At 60.5% G+C, this 15,872-nt stretch carries 17 protein-coding genes and 1 pseudogene; 7 read left to right on the forward strand and 11 right to left on the reverse strand.

Translation table 11 applies throughout. The features are described from left to right. The first annotated feature begins 91 nt into the window (after window positions 1–91). Window positions 92–1,699 (forward strand): L-aspartate oxidase, encoded by a 1,608-nt coding sequence (gene nadB / locus ACTORR_RS08445; protein ID WP_286935416.1) that lies wholly within the window; start codon window positions 92–94, stop codon window positions 1,697–1,699. Between the two features lie 356 nt (window positions 1,700–2,055). On the opposite strand, the gene ACTORR_RS08450 is transcribed toward nadB, so the two are convergent. The 7 genes from ACTORR_RS08450 to ACTORR_RS08480 form a co-directional block, all read right to left on the reverse strand. Next, the gene (locus ACTORR_RS08450; RefSeq protein WP_286935413.1) at window positions 2,056–2,790 is read right to left on the reverse strand and encodes a hypothetical protein; all 735 of its coding nucleotides are present in this window, start codon (window positions 2,788–2,790) and stop codon (window positions 2,056–2,058) included. A gap of 204 nt (window positions 2,791–2,994) precedes the next feature. Then, window positions 2,995–3,996 carry a hypothetical protein gene (locus tag ACTORR_RS08455; protein ID WP_054904072.1) on the reverse strand — a complete coding sequence of 334 codons (1,002 nt, stop codon included), beginning with the start codon at window positions 3,994–3,996 and terminating at the stop codon, window positions 2,995–2,997. A gap of 50 nt (window positions 3,997–4,046) precedes the next feature. After that, window positions 4,047–4,448, reverse strand: a complete 402-nt coding sequence (locus ACTORR_RS08460; protein ID WP_054904073.1) for a hypothetical protein — start codon at window positions 4,446–4,448, stop codon at window positions 4,047–4,049. Between the two features lie 215 nt (window positions 4,449–4,663). Continuing rightward, window positions 4,664–4,954: a hypothetical protein gene (locus ACTORR_RS08465; RefSeq protein ID WP_286934687.1), complete on the reverse strand. Its 291-nt coding sequence runs from the start codon at window positions 4,952–4,954 to the stop codon at window positions 4,664–4,666. A gap of 465 nt (window positions 4,955–5,419) precedes the next feature. After that, window positions 5,420–5,923 carry a BRO-N domain-containing protein gene (locus ACTORR_RS08470; protein WP_286934685.1) on the reverse strand — a complete coding sequence of 168 codons (504 nt, stop codon included), beginning with the start codon at window positions 5,921–5,923 and terminating at the stop codon, window positions 5,420–5,422. Window positions 5,924–5,941: 18 nt separating this feature from the next. After that, window positions 5,942–6,319, reverse strand: coding sequence for a hypothetical protein (locus ACTORR_RS08475; protein WP_286934683.1), 378 nt, complete (start codon window positions 6,317–6,319; stop codon window positions 5,942–5,944). A 28-nt stretch (window positions 6,320–6,347) separates the two neighbouring features. After that, window positions 6,348–7,790 carry a site-specific integrase gene (locus tag ACTORR_RS08480; protein WP_286934681.1) on the reverse strand — a complete coding sequence of 481 codons (1,443 nt, stop codon included), beginning with the start codon at window positions 7,788–7,790 and terminating at the stop codon, window positions 6,348–6,350. A gap of 43 nt (window positions 7,791–7,833) precedes the next feature. On the opposite strand from ACTORR_RS08480, the pseudogene ACTORR_RS08485 reads away from it, so the two are divergent. Next, a pseudogene (locus tag ACTORR_RS08485) lies at window positions 7,834–8,013 on the forward strand (L-aspartate oxidase); the annotation flags it as partial. Here the strand turns inward: ACTORR_RS08485 and ACTORR_RS08490 are convergent. Continuing rightward, the gene (locus ACTORR_RS08490) at window positions 8,000–8,461 is read right to left on the reverse strand and encodes a protein YgfX (RefSeq protein ID WP_054885009.1); all 462 of its coding nucleotides are present in this window, start codon (window positions 8,459–8,461) and stop codon (window positions 8,000–8,002) included. The pseudogene ACTORR_RS08485 and the gene ACTORR_RS08490 sit on opposite strands and share 14 nt — an antisense overlap. Beyond that, window positions 8,445–8,699 (reverse strand): FAD assembly factor SdhE, encoded by a 255-nt coding sequence (locus ACTORR_RS08495; protein ID WP_008094993.1) that lies wholly within the window; start codon window positions 8,697–8,699, stop codon window positions 8,445–8,447. The genes ACTORR_RS08490 and ACTORR_RS08495 overlap by 17 nt, the downstream gene beginning before the upstream one ends. A 133-nt stretch (window positions 8,700–8,832) precedes the next feature. Between ACTORR_RS08495 and ygfZ the strand changes: the two genes are divergently transcribed. Both ygfZ and ACTORR_RS08505 read left to right on the forward strand, forming a co-directional pair. Beyond that, the gene (ygfZ, locus tag ACTORR_RS08500) at window positions 8,833–9,774 is read left to right on the forward strand and encodes a CAF17-like 4Fe-4S cluster assembly/insertion protein YgfZ (RefSeq protein ID WP_054885010.1); all 942 of its coding nucleotides are present in this window, start codon (window positions 8,833–8,835) and stop codon (window positions 9,772–9,774) included. A gap of 31 nt (window positions 9,775–9,805) precedes the next feature. Further along, window positions 9,806–10,612, forward strand: a complete 807-nt coding sequence (locus ACTORR_RS08505; protein ID WP_054885011.1) for an HDOD domain-containing protein — start codon at window positions 9,806–9,808, stop codon at window positions 10,610–10,612. Between the two features lie 64 nt (window positions 10,613–10,676). On the opposite strand, the gene ACTORR_RS08510 is transcribed toward ACTORR_RS08505, so the two are convergent. Then, complete coding sequence (locus ACTORR_RS08510; RefSeq protein ID WP_099815633.1) at window positions 10,677–12,056, reverse strand: sensor histidine kinase; 1,380 nt, start codon at window positions 12,054–12,056, stop codon at window positions 10,677–10,679. Further along, on the reverse strand, window positions 12,049–12,720 hold the full coding sequence (locus tag ACTORR_RS08515; protein ID WP_054885013.1) for a response regulator: 672 nt from the start codon (window positions 12,718–12,720) through the stop codon (window positions 12,049–12,051). Before ACTORR_RS08515 ends, ACTORR_RS08510 begins: the two co-directional genes overlap by 8 nt. Before the next feature lie 201 nt (window positions 12,721–12,921). Between ACTORR_RS08515 and ACTORR_RS08520 the strand changes: the two genes are divergently transcribed. The 3 genes from ACTORR_RS08520 (at window position 12,922) to ACTORR_RS08530 (ending at window position 15,872) form a co-directional block, all read left to right on the forward strand. Beyond that, the gene (locus ACTORR_RS08520; protein WP_286934675.1) at window positions 12,922–14,211 is read left to right on the forward strand and encodes an OprD family porin; all 1,290 of its coding nucleotides are present in this window, start codon (window positions 12,922–12,924) and stop codon (window positions 14,209–14,211) included. A 43-nt stretch (window positions 14,212–14,254) separates the two neighbouring features. After that, entirely contained in the window at window positions 14,255–15,235 is a 981-nt protein-coding gene (locus tag ACTORR_RS08525; protein WP_054885015.1) for a Bug family tripartite tricarboxylate transporter substrate binding protein, read from the forward strand. Between the two features lie 178 nt (window positions 15,236–15,413). Beyond that, window positions 15,414–15,872: a tripartite tricarboxylate transporter TctB family protein gene (locus tag ACTORR_RS08530; protein ID WP_054885016.1), complete on the forward strand. Its 459-nt coding sequence runs from the start codon at window positions 15,414–15,416 to the stop codon at window positions 15,870–15,872.

Here is a 15,872-nt window from a genome sequence, read left to right on the forward strand (position 1 = left end):
GCACCCCGGCCAGCATTCACGATAGTTTCACATTGCCATCTGCACGTGACTATTGTGCCGCGCCCTTTCCAAAGATTACTAGTGTCCCGACATGAGCCAACAATTCCAACATGATGTCCTGGTGATCGGCAGCGGCGCAGCCGGTCTCAGCCTGGCACTGAACCTCCCCGGCCATCTGCGCATTGCCGTGCTGAGCAAGGGCGACCTGGCCAACGGCTCGACCTTCTGGGCCCAGGGTGGGGTCGCCGCCGTACTCGATGACACCGACACCGTGCAGTCGCATGTCGAAGATACACTCAATGCCGGTGGTGGTCTGTGCCACGAAGAGGCTGTGCGCTTTACCGTCGAGCACAGCCGCGAAGCCATCGAGTGGCTGATCGAGCAAGGTGTACCGTTTACCCGAGACGAACACTACAGCGTCGATGATGGCGGTTTCGAATTCCACTTGACCCGGGAAGGCGGCCACAGCCACCGACGCATCATCCATGCTGCCGACGCCACCGGCGCGGCGATTTTCACCACGCTGCTGGAGCAAGCCCGCAAGCGCCCGAACATCGAGCTGCTGGAGCAACGCGTGGCGGTCGACCTGATCACCGAGCGCCGCCTGGGGCTGGCGGGTGACCGATGCCTGGGGGCTTACGTACTGAACCGCAGCAGCGGAGAGGTCGACACCTTCGGAGCGCGCTTCACCGTGCTTGCCACGGGGGGCGCAGCCAAGGTCTACCTTTATACCAGCAACCCTGACGGCGCCTGCGGCGATGGCATTGCCATGGCCTGGCGCGCCGGCTGTCGGGTGGCGAACCTGGAGTTCAACCAGTTCCACCCGACCTGCCTGTACCACCCCCAGGCCAAGAGCTTTCTGATCACCGAAGCCTTGCGTGGCGAAGGTGCGCTGTTGCGCCTGCCCAATGGCGAGCGTTTCATGCCGCGCTTCGACCCGCGTGAAGAACTGGCACCGCGCGATATCGTCGCCCGCGCCATCGACCACGAAATGAAGCGGCTGGGCGTCGACTGTGTCTACCTGGACATCACCCACAAGCCGGCCGATTTCATCAAGGGCCACTTCCCCACCGTATATGAGCGCTGCCTGGGCTTCGGCATCGACATCACCCGTCAGCCGATCCCGGTGGTTCCTGCGGCCCATTACACCTGTGGCGGAGTCATGGTCGATGATCGTGGCCACACCGATGTCCCTGGCCTGTACGCCATCGGCGAAACCAGCTTCACCGGCCTGCATGGTGCCAACCGCATGGCCAGCAACTCGTTGCTGGAGTGCTTTGTCTATGGCCGTGCCGCAGCGGCGGACATCGAGGCGCATCTGGATCAGATCGACATGCCCAGAGCCCTGCCCTGCTGGGATGCCAGCCAGGTCACCGACTCCGACGAAGACGTGATCATCGCGCACAACTGGGACGAGCTGCGGCGCTTCATGTGGGACTACGTGGGTATCGTGCGCACCAGTAAACGCCTGCAGCGCGCCGAGCACCGGGTTCGCCTGCTGCTCGACGAGATCGACGAGTTCTACAGCAACTACCGAGTAAGCAGAGACCTGATTGAACTGAGGAACCTTGCTCAAGTAGCAGAGCTGATGATTAGGTCAGCCATGGAACGCAAGGAATCTCGGGGTCTGCACTACACGCTGGACTATCCAGAGATGCTGCCAGAGGCGAAGGATACGATCCTTACACCCGACAAATGAGGCACGTTAGGAAGCCTCAGCGTAGCACGGTAAGGCCCCGTTTGTAACAGCTTTGGCGCATCTTTGTCCCATCGCTGGGGTCCTTATCGCCTGCCCGCGAGGGTCCTTAACGCGCCCACAGGCACCCATGCGAGGGCCTACGGGGGAGCCTGCGCGGGAAGTCTTGTAATGGTGACCTTTCAGATTTTTCTGTCAGATTCTCAAAGGGCCTGCTGTGAGCTGGTGTGGCTGACACCACTGGCGAGCAGCTAACTACGGTGGTCTATGCGACCACAACCAGAACCCCAGTTGAACGGCCAGACAGACCCAGTAGAGGGCCTGTAGGTGGTCCATGGGGTTCTCCTGTAGGTTGATGGTTATTTGATGACCCTGCCCCACTGGTCGATGCGTGAAGCCTTGGAGGCTCGCTTGGCTTTAGCCTTGAGGGCCTTCGTCTCGGACACGTTGAGGTTAATCTCTTGGGCCTTCTCACGGAGCCAGTCGAGACCACGGGGTTTTACCCGCCATCCTTCACGGTTACCGAAGTCCGATGAGACCTTCACAAAGGCCCCCACCTCAAAGCCTTTCTTGTGTGGCCGTGGTGAGCCGTCTCGGGTCCCGAAGTTGTCTAAGGAGTATACGAAGGCTTTCATGGAGACCAGAGCATCAAGGGCAAGGCGTGGCTGTTGAATACCAGCAACCCGGCAAGCCTCAGTCCATGTGAGGCCAGCGCCTCGGGCTTTCATGTCGAGGGTCGAAGCCTTGGGCATGTTGGCGTCTAAGAGGGCATCCTTATGACGAAGCTCACTGACAGCGTGGTTACGCATGGCAACGAAGGCGGAGGCCACCATCAGGTAAAACTCAGGGGAGACCCACATCGCGTAGGCAATGGTTCCAAGCTCATCAGCGAATGAGCCTACCTTGTCCACCTTAACGAAATTTCGGGAAGCTTCGAGTGCTCGTGAGATTTCATTGTCCCACTTCGATGGGGACTTGCTGTCTGGCAGGTCGAGACCCTTATGGATCTCGTTGAGATGCCACATCCGGTCCTGATTGGCAGTGAAGGTCTTGCCCATGATGGCTACGGGGATTGGGTTGTTGCTCATGTTCATTGGTCTTTTCCTCTTGTTTGCTCCCTCAAGTTCGCTCCCACGGGCAGCCGAAAGACCCGACCAAGGGTTCTGCCGGTGGCATGAAGGAACAAACAGGAAGACTTTCGATTAGATGGATGCCCAGCGACGGGCGATGATGCGGATAGGTGAAGCTGTGCCCCTGCCGGTCCCTCTTTAGGTCCGGCCTTACGGGGCGCTTTTAGATCAGCTCAGGGCAATGCGAGTGACCAGCGGGAACGGCACTTGGACGGTCTGAAGACCATCGGTAGTGAGCTTCACCTTGACCATGCCGTTGGCGATGATGTCCACCACAGCCATGATCTCAAGGTCCCAGCCTTGGGCGTTCGGATTGCGGGTCGCTTCGATGCGCCACACGCTGCCGTCTTGACGCTCACGGTAGCTCAGCGAGGTGAACAGCTTGGGCAACATGAAGATGCCGTGGTCGGTCCCGGTGTACGGCTGTACGCCTGCGCCAATGAGGTCCTCGATAGAGTCCTGACCAGCACGTTGAGCAGCACGCTCAAGGACAGCCACCAGTGACACGGGCAGCAGGATCACGAAGTCGCTCAGCGAGGTCCCTACAGTCTGGTTAACGTGGGTCGTCATGAGGTCAATGAGTTCCTCAGCGATCTCCATAGGCTTACCTGTTGGCTTAGCCTCAGAGACGCTCTCAGTGCTTGGGGCAGTCGCCAAGATGGCAGCGACCTTACCGGCTGCGCTGTGCTCGATGTCACGGAGCATCTTGTCAGCGGTCTGCTCCATAGACTGGACAGTGAAGCCTGCCATGAGATTGTGGTCGAGGATGGTGGCGCGGTGACTGATGACCAATGCCGTGTCGGTTGCTTCGGTGAAGATCACAGAACCGGCCAGGACTTCACCCTTGCTGATGGTCTCGTTATCCCAGTTCTTGCGAGGGTCGAAGGCGACAGAGCGGTCGGCCATGGTGATGATTTGTTGCCCTGTGGCCTCAGAGCCAGCCGGACGGAACTCACAAGGAGTCGCCTCCATGGCAGCCTCTCGCCACTCATCGCCGTTCAGGTAGTCCTCAGCGGCTTCCACAAGGGCCTCCACATAGACGGATACATCGGTGGCCGCTTGGGTCTCTGGGCGAACATCAGCAGTGTTGAATCGAATCGACCCAGTGTGCTCATCGGTGATGGCGGTGGTGTAGGTCGAAGGTTTGGTGTACTGGAAGGGCTTAGTCATGGTTGTTTCTCCTGAATAGATGAATGAAGTGGTTGTGTGTCGAGGTGCTGTTACCAGCCAGCGCTATTGGCACGGGAGGCAGCACGGATACGGGCACCATGCTCACGAATGGCAGCGGCTCGGGCTTCCTTATCGGCCTTCGCTTGGGCGATCTCACGAGGTGTGTACTCACGGCAGCGCTCTTGATGCCAACGGGCCTCAGCCTCTCTCTGAGCCTTCTCTTGGGCCTTCTGGTATTGGTCTTGGCGGTACTCTCGGGCAACTACAGGAATCGCTTGGAGCGACAGACCGGCCTCATCGAACGCCTTAACGATCTCGAATTGCTGGCCCTTAACGGTCCCGCATTGGGCGACCAGCATGGGCAGCATGATGTTCTCTACGTACTCACGGTTCAGGGTCTGGCCCGACACGGTGACTTCGTTCTTCAGGACTTTCGTGATAGTGATCTTCATGGTTTGGGTTCTCCTATTGGGGACCCTTTGATTCGTCCTTGCGCCATAGACGCGCACGACCAGACGGCCAAGGAGAAAGCCTTCGCGGGCATCTTCAAGGACGATCAAAAGGTTCTGGGTTTCAAGTGGTATTGGTGTTGATGACGCTGATTCAGGACATGGCAAGCCTGAAGGGCATCGAAGGGATCAACCGTGGCGACGGTCAAAGTTGGAACTTAGCGACGACCTGTAAGAACCACAGGCACGGCGTTAATGACATGGTAGAAACGGATCAGGTCAAGGCCCGTGGCTTTAAGAACTTCTTCAAGGGGATCTAAGAGAAACGCTCCCAGCTTGCCCGACACATACTCAAGACAGCTCTCATGTCCTTTACTGGTCCGTAGACCGATATTCTTGAGGTTGAATACGGCGAGACGGTGACGACCAGTGAGCATGGATGACTCAATAGACAACAGGGTCTCTTGGCGTCCTTGTGGGATGCCGTCAAGTGCAAAATGGAATTTCATCTGGACCTCCTTTGAGGTGGCTGATTGAATGGGGATATCATGGTCGCAAGACCAATCCCTAACTTAGAGAGGTCTATGAGATTTTCTTTAAGACTTAATTGTTGGATTGATTTAAAGATAATAATGATAGAGTTGCTCTAAGAGTTATCTTTAAGTTAAAGGCCCCCGTACAACTTGAGCGATACACGGTGGCCCCAATCCCGTGCATGGTCTCCCCAACGGTGCCCTTCGTGGGCATCGGTTCATGGATCGACAATATCAAGCTGTGCTCCTTCCTACTGGAGCCAGACGCTGTGGTCTGCTTATCGGGGACTGCTGGCGCTGGCTCACATCACCGCAATGGTGGCTGGTCTCTTATCGCTTGGTCGTCGCTGATCGGGATCGCAAGGATGCCCGGTAGGGATGGCAGGACACTGTGAGATTTCTTTTTGTGATCCCTGTGTGTCCTGGCCATAGTGAGGGTTTTTAAATTCTGGTTGACAACAGGGCCTTAGCGGTCCCCACAGGAAGCCCCAGAGCCTTAACGATCTCCTTCAGCTCCACCAGCTCACCACGGAGCAGCTTCAGCTCATCCATGATGCCCACGGCAATTGGGTCACTCGACTCAGCAGCGTTGTACTGGCCGGTCTTGCGGATGGTCGGGAGGACTTCCTCAGCGACCCACTTGCGGAACGGCTCGGACTGGGGAGCGTTTCCCTTCAGGAGCATCCGATAGACCCACGACTCAGTTGCAATCCACGAGCGCCCTTGCAGGTGCTGCACCGAGAGGTGACTCGGGGTGTCTCTCACGGAATGAGAGACCTGAACATCAGCCCAGCGCATCAGCCCAGAGTGATCGGCGTTGACTCGGTGATAGTTAAAGATCGCGTGGCTCGGGTTCTTCAAGCCAGCCGCTCGGGCCACCTGAGTCGCCACGAACAGCAGTTCATGTTCAGGGTGGCCCACGAGGACATCCAGCTCGATGCCCATGAAATTGCGCTTCTCAAATCAGAAGAAAATCTTATAGAGGCCGAACAGACCGAGAGCAACGAATATATAGAATACGATCTGCACACCTTTCTTGGTAACCTTCTGATTGATGACGCCCAACTCATCGAAAAAGTGCGAGACGAAAGTATTGGAATCAATGTCCATTTGATCGCCGGTCTCCCAGAAGGCTGCAATAGCCTCTCCATGCTTAATACGTGCAAGGTTGGCAGTCCGCTCATTGCTATCATCCAATTGAATCTGGTCTTGGATGAAGCACTGCCATGCCATGATGCGAGCCGTCTTTTCGCCAAGCGAAGTAATTCGGTCAACTACCAAGGCTCGCTGGTGCAACTCACTGTTTACCTTTTGGATTCCATAAAGGTCAAGGTTTCTCATAGCGCCTCCATTCGAAACCTTGATGATATCACTTAGCTATCGAAAGCGCCTTCACGAGCGCCTCAGCCATACGCCCCACCTCAACCGCACTCCCCGCCCCATAGAGGTCATAACTGATCGACCCTGAAGCGTGCCCCAAGATTGACTCAGCGGTGCCCACGGGAATCTCAGCGGCCTTCAGAGCACCAGCCAGCGAGTGCCGTAGCGAATGGAAGGTTTGCGTCCGATCAGCCTTCACACCCAAGACATCACGGATAAGCCCATTGAGCAACTCAGAGAATCGCCCAGCGCCCAAAGCGAACAGGCGAGAGTCCGCCCTTTGGACAAACTCAAGGAAAGCCTTCAGGTCGAATCCATAGGCCCCATCGGTCAACGGGATGACACGAAGCGCATTCTTGGTCTTGGCTGTCTTGCCATCGTTCCTATTGATGTCGATGACCCAGACATCCCCGACCTGCTTAACATCGGCCTTCGTTAACTGCCTAAGTTCCTCAATACGGGTCCCAGTGATGACCCCAAGGGACAACGCCCAGCGTTGCCATGCGTCCACTGGCAGGTTCTTAGCGTGAGCCATAAGGGCCTTCACCTGATCCTGAGAGAACGCCTCACGGGAGCTATCAGCGCCTTTGGTTGGCTTCAGGCCCTCAGTCAGCGCCTTGGAGATGTAGTCGTTGTTCACCGCCCACTTCATCACTGTTGATAGCCGGGTCAGTATCTTCTTCACAGTTGAAGCCTTGCGCCCCTCAAAGAGCTTCTCTCGAAGTTTCTTCATATCCTCCCGCGTATGGGTCTTCAGGTCCAAATCACCGAGAATCTCAGCGATCTCCTTACAGGACGACTTGGCATCTCGCATGGTTCCCGGCGTCACGTTGTCCTTGAGTTCGTCCAAGTACAGCGCAGAGAGAGCCTTGAAGGTCAGCCGCTCAGATGAACTTACAGATAGGGACGGAGACAGGGCCACTGACGTGCTACAAGACTCATCCTTTAGACCCTTTACGATCTCCACCAGATTCCCCGACCTGCCCTTCATGCGCTCCTGAGACGCCTCAATGATCTCCAGTGCCTTGCTCACAGCCCGCTGCTGATTGACGCTAAGGGGCAGCTTTGCGCTTGCCTCACGGAGAGCCTGATGGTGCTCATCGTTAATCATCTCGTAGGCGACCAGTGAGCTATCACCATGGGCCATCGTCAGGCTGTACTCAGCGATGTCCAAGAGACGCTCTCTCAGCTCATCCCATGACGCCTCTGGATTGTCCAGATGGTACGCCTTTAGGGTCGAGAGGATGTCTTGCGAGATGGTCATAGCGGTGGCCTTGTCGGTGGTCCTGAGTGACAGCGTGAAGAAGCCCATTGAGGTGCCTTGAGGGCGAAGGCGAAGGTAATAGCGACCAGACCGACGATAGTGGTATGGCTTGGCGAGGGCAGTTTGTAACAGGTTTGTCCCAGTTTGGGAGCGTGGATTGATGGTCATCGGCTGAAACCCCTGTATCCATTGGGTTTAGCCTCATAGCGTCGAGTTCTACAGCAACTACAAGGTCAGCCGCGACCTGATCGAACTGCGCAACCTGGCTCAGGTAGCCGAGCTGATGATTCGCTCGGCAATGCAGCGCAAGGAAAGCCGCGGGCTGCATTACACCCTGGATTATCCGGGGATGCTGCCCGAGGCCAAGGACACCATCCTCAGCCCGGCCTGAACAAGGCAGCGAACCTGCGCCGGCTGAACTTCAGCCTCACTCGCAAACGTCGGTGCTGGTCAGCATCCAAGGCATCCCGTGGCACGCACTGGCTCTCGCCAAGCCAGTGCCCTGCCCTGACGAACCGCAACACCACCAGCCCCGGCAGCGCCACGCTGTCCCGAGCCAAGGCCACCGGCTGCCAGCCCAGCGCCCGGCTGAAGACCTGCCAGCCCGTCGCATCGCGGCGCAAACCGGTAACGGCACGGGGATCAGTCAGCAGGATGCGCAGGGGAATCACCCAGCGAGCGTGGGCGATACAAGCAGCAAGCATACAAAAGCCGAGCCACCAGGGCAGCGCGCTCAGCCACAAGACCAGTAGCGCCAGCCCCTGGCAACCCAGGTAGGCCGCCAGCAGCAGGCGTGAGCCCTGCCAACGGCACTGGAAACACTCACTTGGGCTGGACACGGTCCAGAATGATGCGGACCATGCGCTGCAGCTCCGGGTCTTCCGACTCGGTGCGCTCCATGAACCAGCCGAACATGTCCTGATCTTCACAGCTCAACAGGCGGACATAAAGTTCGCGGTCGGCTTCGCTCAGGGTCGGGTAGACCTCCTGGGTGAATGGCACCAGCAGTACGTCCAGTTCCAGCATGCCGCGGCGGCTGTGCCAGAAAAGCCGGTTGAGTTCAGTTTGTTCGACCATGGGGCCCTCCTCGAATGGTCGCGCAGTATACCGCGCAGTGAACGAAGCGGCACAGGGCGTTGGTCTAGTCACCTACCTATTTTGTTACTGGCGTTCTATGATGGCCCCCAGTCTTTAGCCACCGCGATGACCCATGGCCGATTCCGCTTTCTTCAGCCCCCTGTCCCACGAGGGCATCCTCGCCGTCCGCGGCTCCGACGCCGGCAAGTTCCTGCAGGGCCAGCTGACCTGCAACATCAACTACCTCAGCCTGGAGCACGCCAGCCTTGGCGCGCGCTGCATGGTCAAGGGGCGCATGCAGTCCAGCTTCCGCATCCTGCCCGAGGGCAACGGTTACCTGCTGGCCATGGCCAGCGAGTTGCTGGAGCCTCAACTGGCAGACCTGAAGAAGTACGCCGTCTTTTCCAAGGCCACGCTCACTGATGAGAGCGCAGCCTGGGCACGCTTCGGCCTGCAAGGTGGCAGCGCCGCGCTGCAGGCACTGGGCCTGGACCTTCCGCCAGCGCCGGGCAGCACCGTTCGCCATGATGGCCTGATCGCTATTGCAGTCTCCGCCGACCGTGCCGAACTTTGGGTACCGGTAGCCCAGGCCGACAGCGTTCGCCAACAACTGGCAGCCGCATTGCCGCAAGGCAGCCTCAACGACTGGCTGCTCGGGCAAGTGCGCGCCGGTATCGGCCAGGTCACGGGCCCGACCCGTGAGCTGTTCATCCCGCAGATGATCAACCTGCAGGCCGTTGATGGCGTGAGTTTCAAGAAAGGCTGCTACACCGGCCAGGAAATCGTCGCGCGCATGCAGTACCTGGGCAAGCTCAAGCGCCGCCAGTACCGGCTGGCACTCGAGCAGCAGGCTATTCCCGCTCCGGGAACGGAAATCTTCTCGCCGACCCATGGCTCGTCAGTTGGCGAGGTCGTGCTGGCCGCCAGCACAGGGCAGGGTTGCGAGCTGCTAGCGGTGCTCAGCGCCGAGTCGGTAGAGGACGACAACCTGCACCTGGGCAGCCTCGAAGGCCCCAGCCTGCAGGTGTTGAGCCTGCCGTACGAGCTGGACCGCGATCAGGAAATCCAGCGCTGAACAGTGCACCACCCTTGCCGTTGAGACGTTCATGAACAAGCTGGCCGAGATGGTTCAAGCGCAGTTGCTGGCTGCCATCGATAACGATGACCTGGTCCTGCCAACCCTGCCCGAGGTAGCCCTGAGCATTCGCGAGGCCGCCGAAGACAGCGAGATCAGCGTTGCTGCCCTGAGCAAGGTGATCGGCCGTGATGCCGCCCTGTCGGCGCGCCTGATCAAGGTGGTCAACAGCCCGCTGTTGCGTGCCGCGGTCGAAGTCACCGACTTGCACACGGCCATCACCCGCATGGGCATCAACTACAGCTGCAACCTGGCCATCGGCCTGGTGATCGAACAGATCTTCCATGCCCGCTCGCCGGCAGTTGAACAGAAGCTGCGCGATATCTGGTCGAACAGCCTTGAAGTTGCCGGCATCAGCTACGAAATTTGCCGCCGTTTCACCCAACTGAAACCCGACCAGGCAACACTCGGTGGGCTGGTCAACCAGATCGGTGCACTACCGGTGCTGATCTACGCCGAAGAACACAACGAGCTGCTTTCCGACCCGGTCTGCCTGCATTATGTGATCGAGCAGATCCAGCCAGTACTGGGCGACAAGATCCTCTCTTCGTGGGAGTTTCCCGAGCAGCTGGTCAACCTGCCGAGCCAGGTCCAGGACCTGGACCGGCGCACCGACAAGGTTGACTACATCGATGTGGTGCAGATCGCCAAGTGCCTGAGCCAGCGCGCGCGCAGCCGGCCGTTGGCGGCGTTGCCTGCTTATCGCCATCTTGGGCTGCCGTTTGGCACCGAACTGGAGGTTGCCGAGTTGCTGGAAGCGCGGAGCATGTTGCGCTGACTTGTTTTGCCTGCGCCGGCCTCCTCGCGGGCATGCCCGCGAAGGGGCCGGCACAGGCAACCCATCAGTCGGCAATAAAACTCACCCGCACTTTCAACCCGCCCTTCTCGCCATCATGCAGGCTGATCTGCGCCAGGTGCGCCCTGCAGATTTCACCGACGATGGCCAACCCCAGCCCACTGCCCTGCACGCCCCTGCGATAGAAACGCTCGAACACCCGCTCACGCTCTGCTTCGGGAATCCCCGGCCCATCATCCTCGACCTCCAGCACTGCCGGCGCCAGCACCCGCAGGATCACATTGCCGCCCGTCGGGGTATGCGCCAGCGCATTGTCCACCAGGTTGCTGAGCAGCTCGTTGAGCAGCGTCGGCTCGCCCTTCAACCACACCGGCGCCTCGGCCTCCAGGGCCAAGGCGACGCCCCGGTTGTAGGCCAGTGGCGCCATGGCCATGCCCAGTTCACGGGCCAGCTGGCTCAGGTCCAGGCGCTGGGCACCGCCTTCGGCAATCGCCCGGGCACCGTTCTCGACCCGCGCCAGCGACAGTAACTGATTGGCCAGATGAGTCAGGCGATCAGTGCCTTGTGCAGCCGACTCCAGGGTCTGCCGCCATTCTTCGGGCTGCTGCGAACGCAACCCCAGCTCGACTCGCGCCTTCAGTGCCGCCAGCGGGGTGCGCAGTTCGTGGGCAGCCTCGGCAATGAATTGCGCCTGGCGTTCGAACTGCCCGCGCAATCGTTCGGTGAAGTGATTCAAGGCGCGCACCAGTGGGCCGAGTTCACGTTGCACCTGGACCACCGGCAACGCCCGCAGGTCATCCGGCTGACGCTCCTCTACCGCCGTACGCAGGCGCTCCAGCGGGCGAAGTGCCGCGCTGACCGCGAACCCCACCATGACCAGCGCGCCCAGCGCCAGCATACCCAGACGCAGCAGGGTATCGGCCATCAACCCACGGGCCATGCGCACCCGCGCCTCTTCGGTCTCGGCCACGCGGATTTCCGCCATGCCGTTCATGTTCGGCTCGCTCACCGCCTTCAGCAGGCTGACCACTCGCACATCCTGGCCAAGATAGGTGGCGTCGTAGAAGCGCGCCAGCGCCGGATAGTCGTCAGTGCGCGGCGTGCCGGGCGGCGGTGGCGGCAAGTGCTCATAACCGGAAATCAGCTTCTGATTGATGTCCAGAACCTGATAGTAGATACGCCCGGCGCTGTCGTAGGCGAAGGTGTCCAGCGCCACATAGGGCACATCGGCGCTCAGGCTGCCGTCCCGCTGGGACAGCCCGGCAGCGATGGTCCGCGCCGAAGCCAGCAAGGTGCGGTCATACGCGGTATCGGCTGCTTCGCGACCGTTCCAGTAGGCGCTAAGGCCGCTGGCCAGCATCAGTACCACCAGCAGCAGTGCCAGGTTGCCCAGCAGCCGCCCGCGCAAGCTGCCGTTGTCACGCATCGCGGTGCTCGAGCAGGTAACCCAGGCCACGGAAGGTGACGATGGCGACCGAGTGGCCATCGAGTTTCTTGCGCAGGCGATGGATGTAGATTTCGATGGCATCCGGGCTTGCTTCTTCATCCAGGCCGAATACCTGGGCGGCCAGCTGTTCCTTGCTCATCACCCGGCCCGGGCGGGCGATCAGAGCCTCCAGCACGCTCTGTTCGCGCGAGGTCAGGGTCAGGTTGTCCTCGCCGAGGCTGAAGCGCCGGGTGTCCAGGTCATAGACCAGCGGCCCGCAGCGCTGCTGGCGTTCGCCGCCCAGCACACTGCGCCTGAGCAGCGCCTTTACCCGGGCTTCAAGTTCGGTCAGTTCAAAAGGCTTGGCCAGGTAATCATCGGCGCCAAGGTTCAGGCCATGCACACGGTCCTTCACATCGCTGCGCGCGGTAAGCATCAGCACCGGCAAGGTCTTGCCACGACCGCGCAGGCGCGCCAGCACCTCGAAACCGTCCATCCGCGGCAGGCCCACGTCGAGCACGGCAACGGCATATTCCTCGCTGGCCAAGGCCAGGTCGGCAGCTACGCCATCGTGCAATACATCCACGGTCAGGCCTTGGCTCTTCAGGGCCTGGGCCACGCTTTCGGCCAGTTGCAGATGGTCTTCGACCAACAGCACACGCATCGGATTCTCCCTGCTCGGGTGGGGCGGTGGCGCGGAGTGTACCGCTGTCGGCAAGCCTGTGAAGCCCCTCGGAACAAACCTTTCACGCTGAAAGGTTAGCGAAAGGTTCATTACCTAGCATCGCACCACGGTCGCCCCACGCGCCGAAAAAAAGCACCAGCAAGGTGCAACGAATAAGAACAAAAAAACGGAGTCATCCCGATGCTGTCATCGCAGCCTCAGGCGTTCGCGCCTAGCCGTTACCTGTCCGCACGTCCTTCTGCCATCGCCTGCGCCCTTGCACTTGCCGGTGTCGCCCCGCTGAGCCAGGCCGCCTTCTTCGAAGACAGCACGGCGACCTTCGAAACCCGCAACATGTACTTCAACCGCGACTTCCGCGATGGCACCAGCGCGCAACAATCCAAGCGCGACGAGTGGGCCCAGGGCTTCATGCTCAACTTCGAGTCCGGCTATACCGATGGCACCGTGGGCTTCGGCCTGGATGCGCTGGGCATGATGGGCATCAAGCTCGATTCCAGCCCCGACCGCACCGGCACCGGCCTGCTGCCGACCCACGATGACGGCAAGGCCGCCGACGAGTATTCCAAGCTCGGCCTGACCGGCAAGGTCAAAGTGTCGAAGACCGAACTGAAGATCGGTACCCTGATCCCGGAACTGCCGACCCTGCAGCCCAACGACGGGCGCATCCTGCCGCAGACCTTCGAGGGCGGCCTGCTGACCTCCCAGGAGATCAAGGGCCTGACCTTCACCGGCGGGCGCCTGGACAAGGCCATGGACCGCAACGACACCAACTGGGAAGACCTGGCCCTCAACAACAAGAACGGCCGCTTCGGTGGCACGTTCAGCGCCGACAACCTCGACCTGGCCGGCCTGGACTACAAGTTCACCGATCGCATCACCGGCAGCTACCACTTCGCCCAGCTCGACGACATCTATCGCCAGCACTTCATCGGCATGCTTGCCACCCAGCCGTGGGGCCCGGGCACCTTCGGCGCCGACGTGCGCCTGGCGATCAGCGACGATGCCGGCGCGGCCAAGGCCGGGCGCATCGACAACACCACCTTCAACACCATGCTCAGCTACAGCCTGGGCGGGCACAAGGTCAGCGCGGCCTGGCAGCAGCTTTCCGGCGACAGCGCCTTCCCCTACGTCGATGGCGCCGATCCATACCTGGTCAACTTCGTCCAGATCAACGACTTTGCCGGTGCCGACGAGCGCTCGTGGCAAGCGCGCTACGACTACAACTTCGCCGCCCTCGGCGTCCCCGGCCTGACCTTCATGACCCGCTACATCAACGGCGACAACGTCAGCCGTGCCGCCGGTGGCGAGGGCAAGGAGTGGGAACGCAACACCGAACTGAAGTACGTGGTACAAAGCGGCCCGTTGAAGAACGTCGCCGTGCGCCTGCGCAACGCCACCTTCCGCTCCAACTTCGCTCGCGATGCGGACGAAGTGCGGCTGCTGGTGAGCTACAGCGTAGCGCTCTGGTAACCCATGCGGTAACCCAAAACAAAAACGCTCACGGAGACATTCGATGACCTTTTCACTGCGCCGCCTCGTCCTCGCCACCGGCTGCCTGCTGTTGGCCGGCAATGCCCTCGCCGCCGAACCGAAACGCCCTGAATGCATCGCCCCGGCCTCGCCCGGCGGTGGCTTCGACCTGACCTGCAAACTGGTGCAGAGCGCCCTGGTGGAGGAGAAGATCCTCAGCAAGCCGATGCGCGTGACCTACATGCCTGGCGGTGTCGGTGCAGTCGCCTACAACGCCGTGGTTGCCCAGCGCCCGGCCGACGCTGGCACCCTGGTGGCCTGGTCCAGTGGTTCGCTGCTGAACCTGGCCCAGGGCAAGTTCGGCCGCTTCGACGAGAACGCGGTGAAGTGGTTGGCCGCAGTCGGCACCAGCTATGGCGCCATCGCGGTGAAGAGTGATTCGCCCTACAAGACCCTCGACGACCTGGTCGCGGCACTGAAGAAGGACCCGAGCAAGGTGGTGATCGGCTCCGGCGGCACCGTCGGCAGCCAGGACTGGATGCAGACCGCACTCATCGCCAAGGCCGCTGGCATCAACCCGCGCGACCTGCGCTACGTGGCCCTGGAAGGCGGCGGCGAAATCGCCACCGCGCTGCTGGGTGGGCATATCCAGGTCGGCTCTACCGACATCTCCGACTCCATGCCGCACATCCAGAGCGGCAACATGCGCATCCTCGCGGTGTTCTCGGAACATCGCCTGGACGAGCCGGAGATGAAAGATATCCCCACCGCCAAGGAACAGGGCTACGACATCGTCTGGCCGGTGGTGCGCGGTTTCTACCTGGGGCCGAAGGTGAGCGACGAGGACTACGCCTGGTGGAAAGACTCGTTCGACAAGATGCTGGCATCGGAAGACTTCGCCAAGCTGCGTGACCAGCGCGAGCTGTTCCCGTTCGCCATGACCGGTGCGGAGCTGGACGGCTATGTGAAGAAGCAGGTGACTGAGTACAAGGCACTGGCCAAGGAATTCGGCCTGATCCAGTAAGCCCCATGCGCGGTCCGCTCTTTGTGGGAGCGGCCTTGTGTCGCGAAAGGGCTGCGCAGCAGCCCCGGCAATATGCGCAGCGCCGCTGAAATCCTGGGGCCGCTACGCGGCCCTTTCGCGACACAAGGCCGCTCCCACAAAGGCTCCGCGTCTCGTCGATAACAACGAGGATTCCTTCATGATCCTGCAACGCATCTTCGCCCTGGCCCTGCTGGCGGTGTGCGCCGCCCTGGCCGTGATGGCCTGGCCTTACCAGGCCGCGTTTTCCTACGAACCGGTGGGGCCACGCGCCTACCCGTTGCTGATGCTCGGCCTGATGAGCCTGGGCTTGCTGTACCTGGCCATTCGCCCCACGCCTATCGTGCGCAAGGACGACGAGCCGGCGCTCGACCGCGAAACCCTGATCAAGATCACCGCCTGCGTCGGCCTGCTGATCATCTTCGCCGCCACCTTTGAAGCCCTGGGCTTCATCCTCAGCGCCATCCTGGTCGGCATCCCCATGGCGCGCCTGTATGGCGGCCGCTGGTTGAACAGCACCCTCGTGGTGGTGGGCATGAGCGTGTTCCTCTACTGGCTGTTCGACCGCGTCATGGACGTACCCCTGCCCCTCGGCCTGCTGAGCGTACTGGAGAACTGA

It is taken from the genome of Pseudomonas sp. SAR267, assembly GCF_052077595.1.
Classification (GTDB): domain Bacteria; phylum Pseudomonadota; class Gammaproteobacteria; order Pseudomonadales; family Pseudomonadaceae; genus Aquipseudomonas; species Aquipseudomonas vlassakiae.

Excerpts from the sequence above, each read along its gene's own strand:
- nadB (WP_286935416.1), top strand. The coding sequence starts at position 92 with ATGAGCCAACAATTCCAACATGATGTCCTGGTGATCGGCAGCGGCGCA.
- ACTORR_RS08450 (WP_286935413.1), bottom strand. The coding sequence starts at position 2,790 with ATGAACATGAGCAACAACCCAATCCCCGTAGCCATCATGGGCAAGACC.
- ACTORR_RS08455 (WP_054904072.1), bottom strand. The coding sequence starts at position 3,996 with ATGACTAAGCCCTTCCAGTACACCAAACCTTCGACCTACACCACCGCC.
- ACTORR_RS08460 (WP_054904073.1), bottom strand. The coding sequence starts at position 4,448 with ATGAAGATCACTATCACGAAAGTCCTGAAGAACGAAGTCACCGTGTCG.
- ACTORR_RS08465 (WP_286934687.1), bottom strand. The coding sequence starts at position 4,954 with ATGAAATTCCATTTTGCACTTGACGGCATCCCACAAGGACGCCAAGAG.
- ACTORR_RS08470 (WP_286934685.1), bottom strand. The coding sequence starts at position 5,923 with ATGGGCATCGAGCTGGATGTCCTCGTGGGCCACCCTGAACATGAACTG.
- ACTORR_RS08475 (WP_286934683.1), bottom strand. The coding sequence starts at position 6,319 with ATGAGAAACCTTGACCTTTATGGAATCCAAAAGGTAAACAGTGAGTTG.
- ACTORR_RS08480 (WP_286934681.1), bottom strand. The coding sequence starts at position 7,790 with ATGACCATCAATCCACGCTCCCAAACTGGGACAAACCTGTTACAAACT.
- ACTORR_RS08495 (WP_008094993.1), bottom strand. The coding sequence starts at position 8,699 with ATGGTCGAACAAACTGAACTCAACCGGCTTTTCTGGCACAGCCGCCGC.
- ygfZ (WP_054885010.1), top strand. The coding sequence starts at position 8,833 with ATGGCCGATTCCGCTTTCTTCAGCCCCCTGTCCCACGAGGGCATCCTC.
- ACTORR_RS08505 (WP_054885011.1), top strand. The coding sequence starts at position 9,806 with ATGAACAAGCTGGCCGAGATGGTTCAAGCGCAGTTGCTGGCTGCCATC.
- ACTORR_RS08510 (WP_099815633.1), bottom strand. The coding sequence starts at position 12,056 with ATGCGTGACAACGGCAGCTTGCGCGGGCGGCTGCTGGGCAACCTGGCA.
- ACTORR_RS08515 (WP_054885013.1), bottom strand. The coding sequence starts at position 12,720 with ATGCGTGTGCTGTTGGTCGAAGACCATCTGCAACTGGCCGAAAGCGTG.
- ACTORR_RS08520 (WP_286934675.1), top strand. The coding sequence starts at position 12,922 with ATGCTGTCATCGCAGCCTCAGGCGTTCGCGCCTAGCCGTTACCTGTCC.
- ACTORR_RS08525 (WP_054885015.1), top strand. The coding sequence starts at position 14,255 with ATGACCTTTTCACTGCGCCGCCTCGTCCTCGCCACCGGCTGCCTGCTG.
- ACTORR_RS08530 (WP_054885016.1), top strand. The coding sequence starts at position 15,414 with ATGATCCTGCAACGCATCTTCGCCCTGGCCCTGCTGGCGGTGTGCGCC.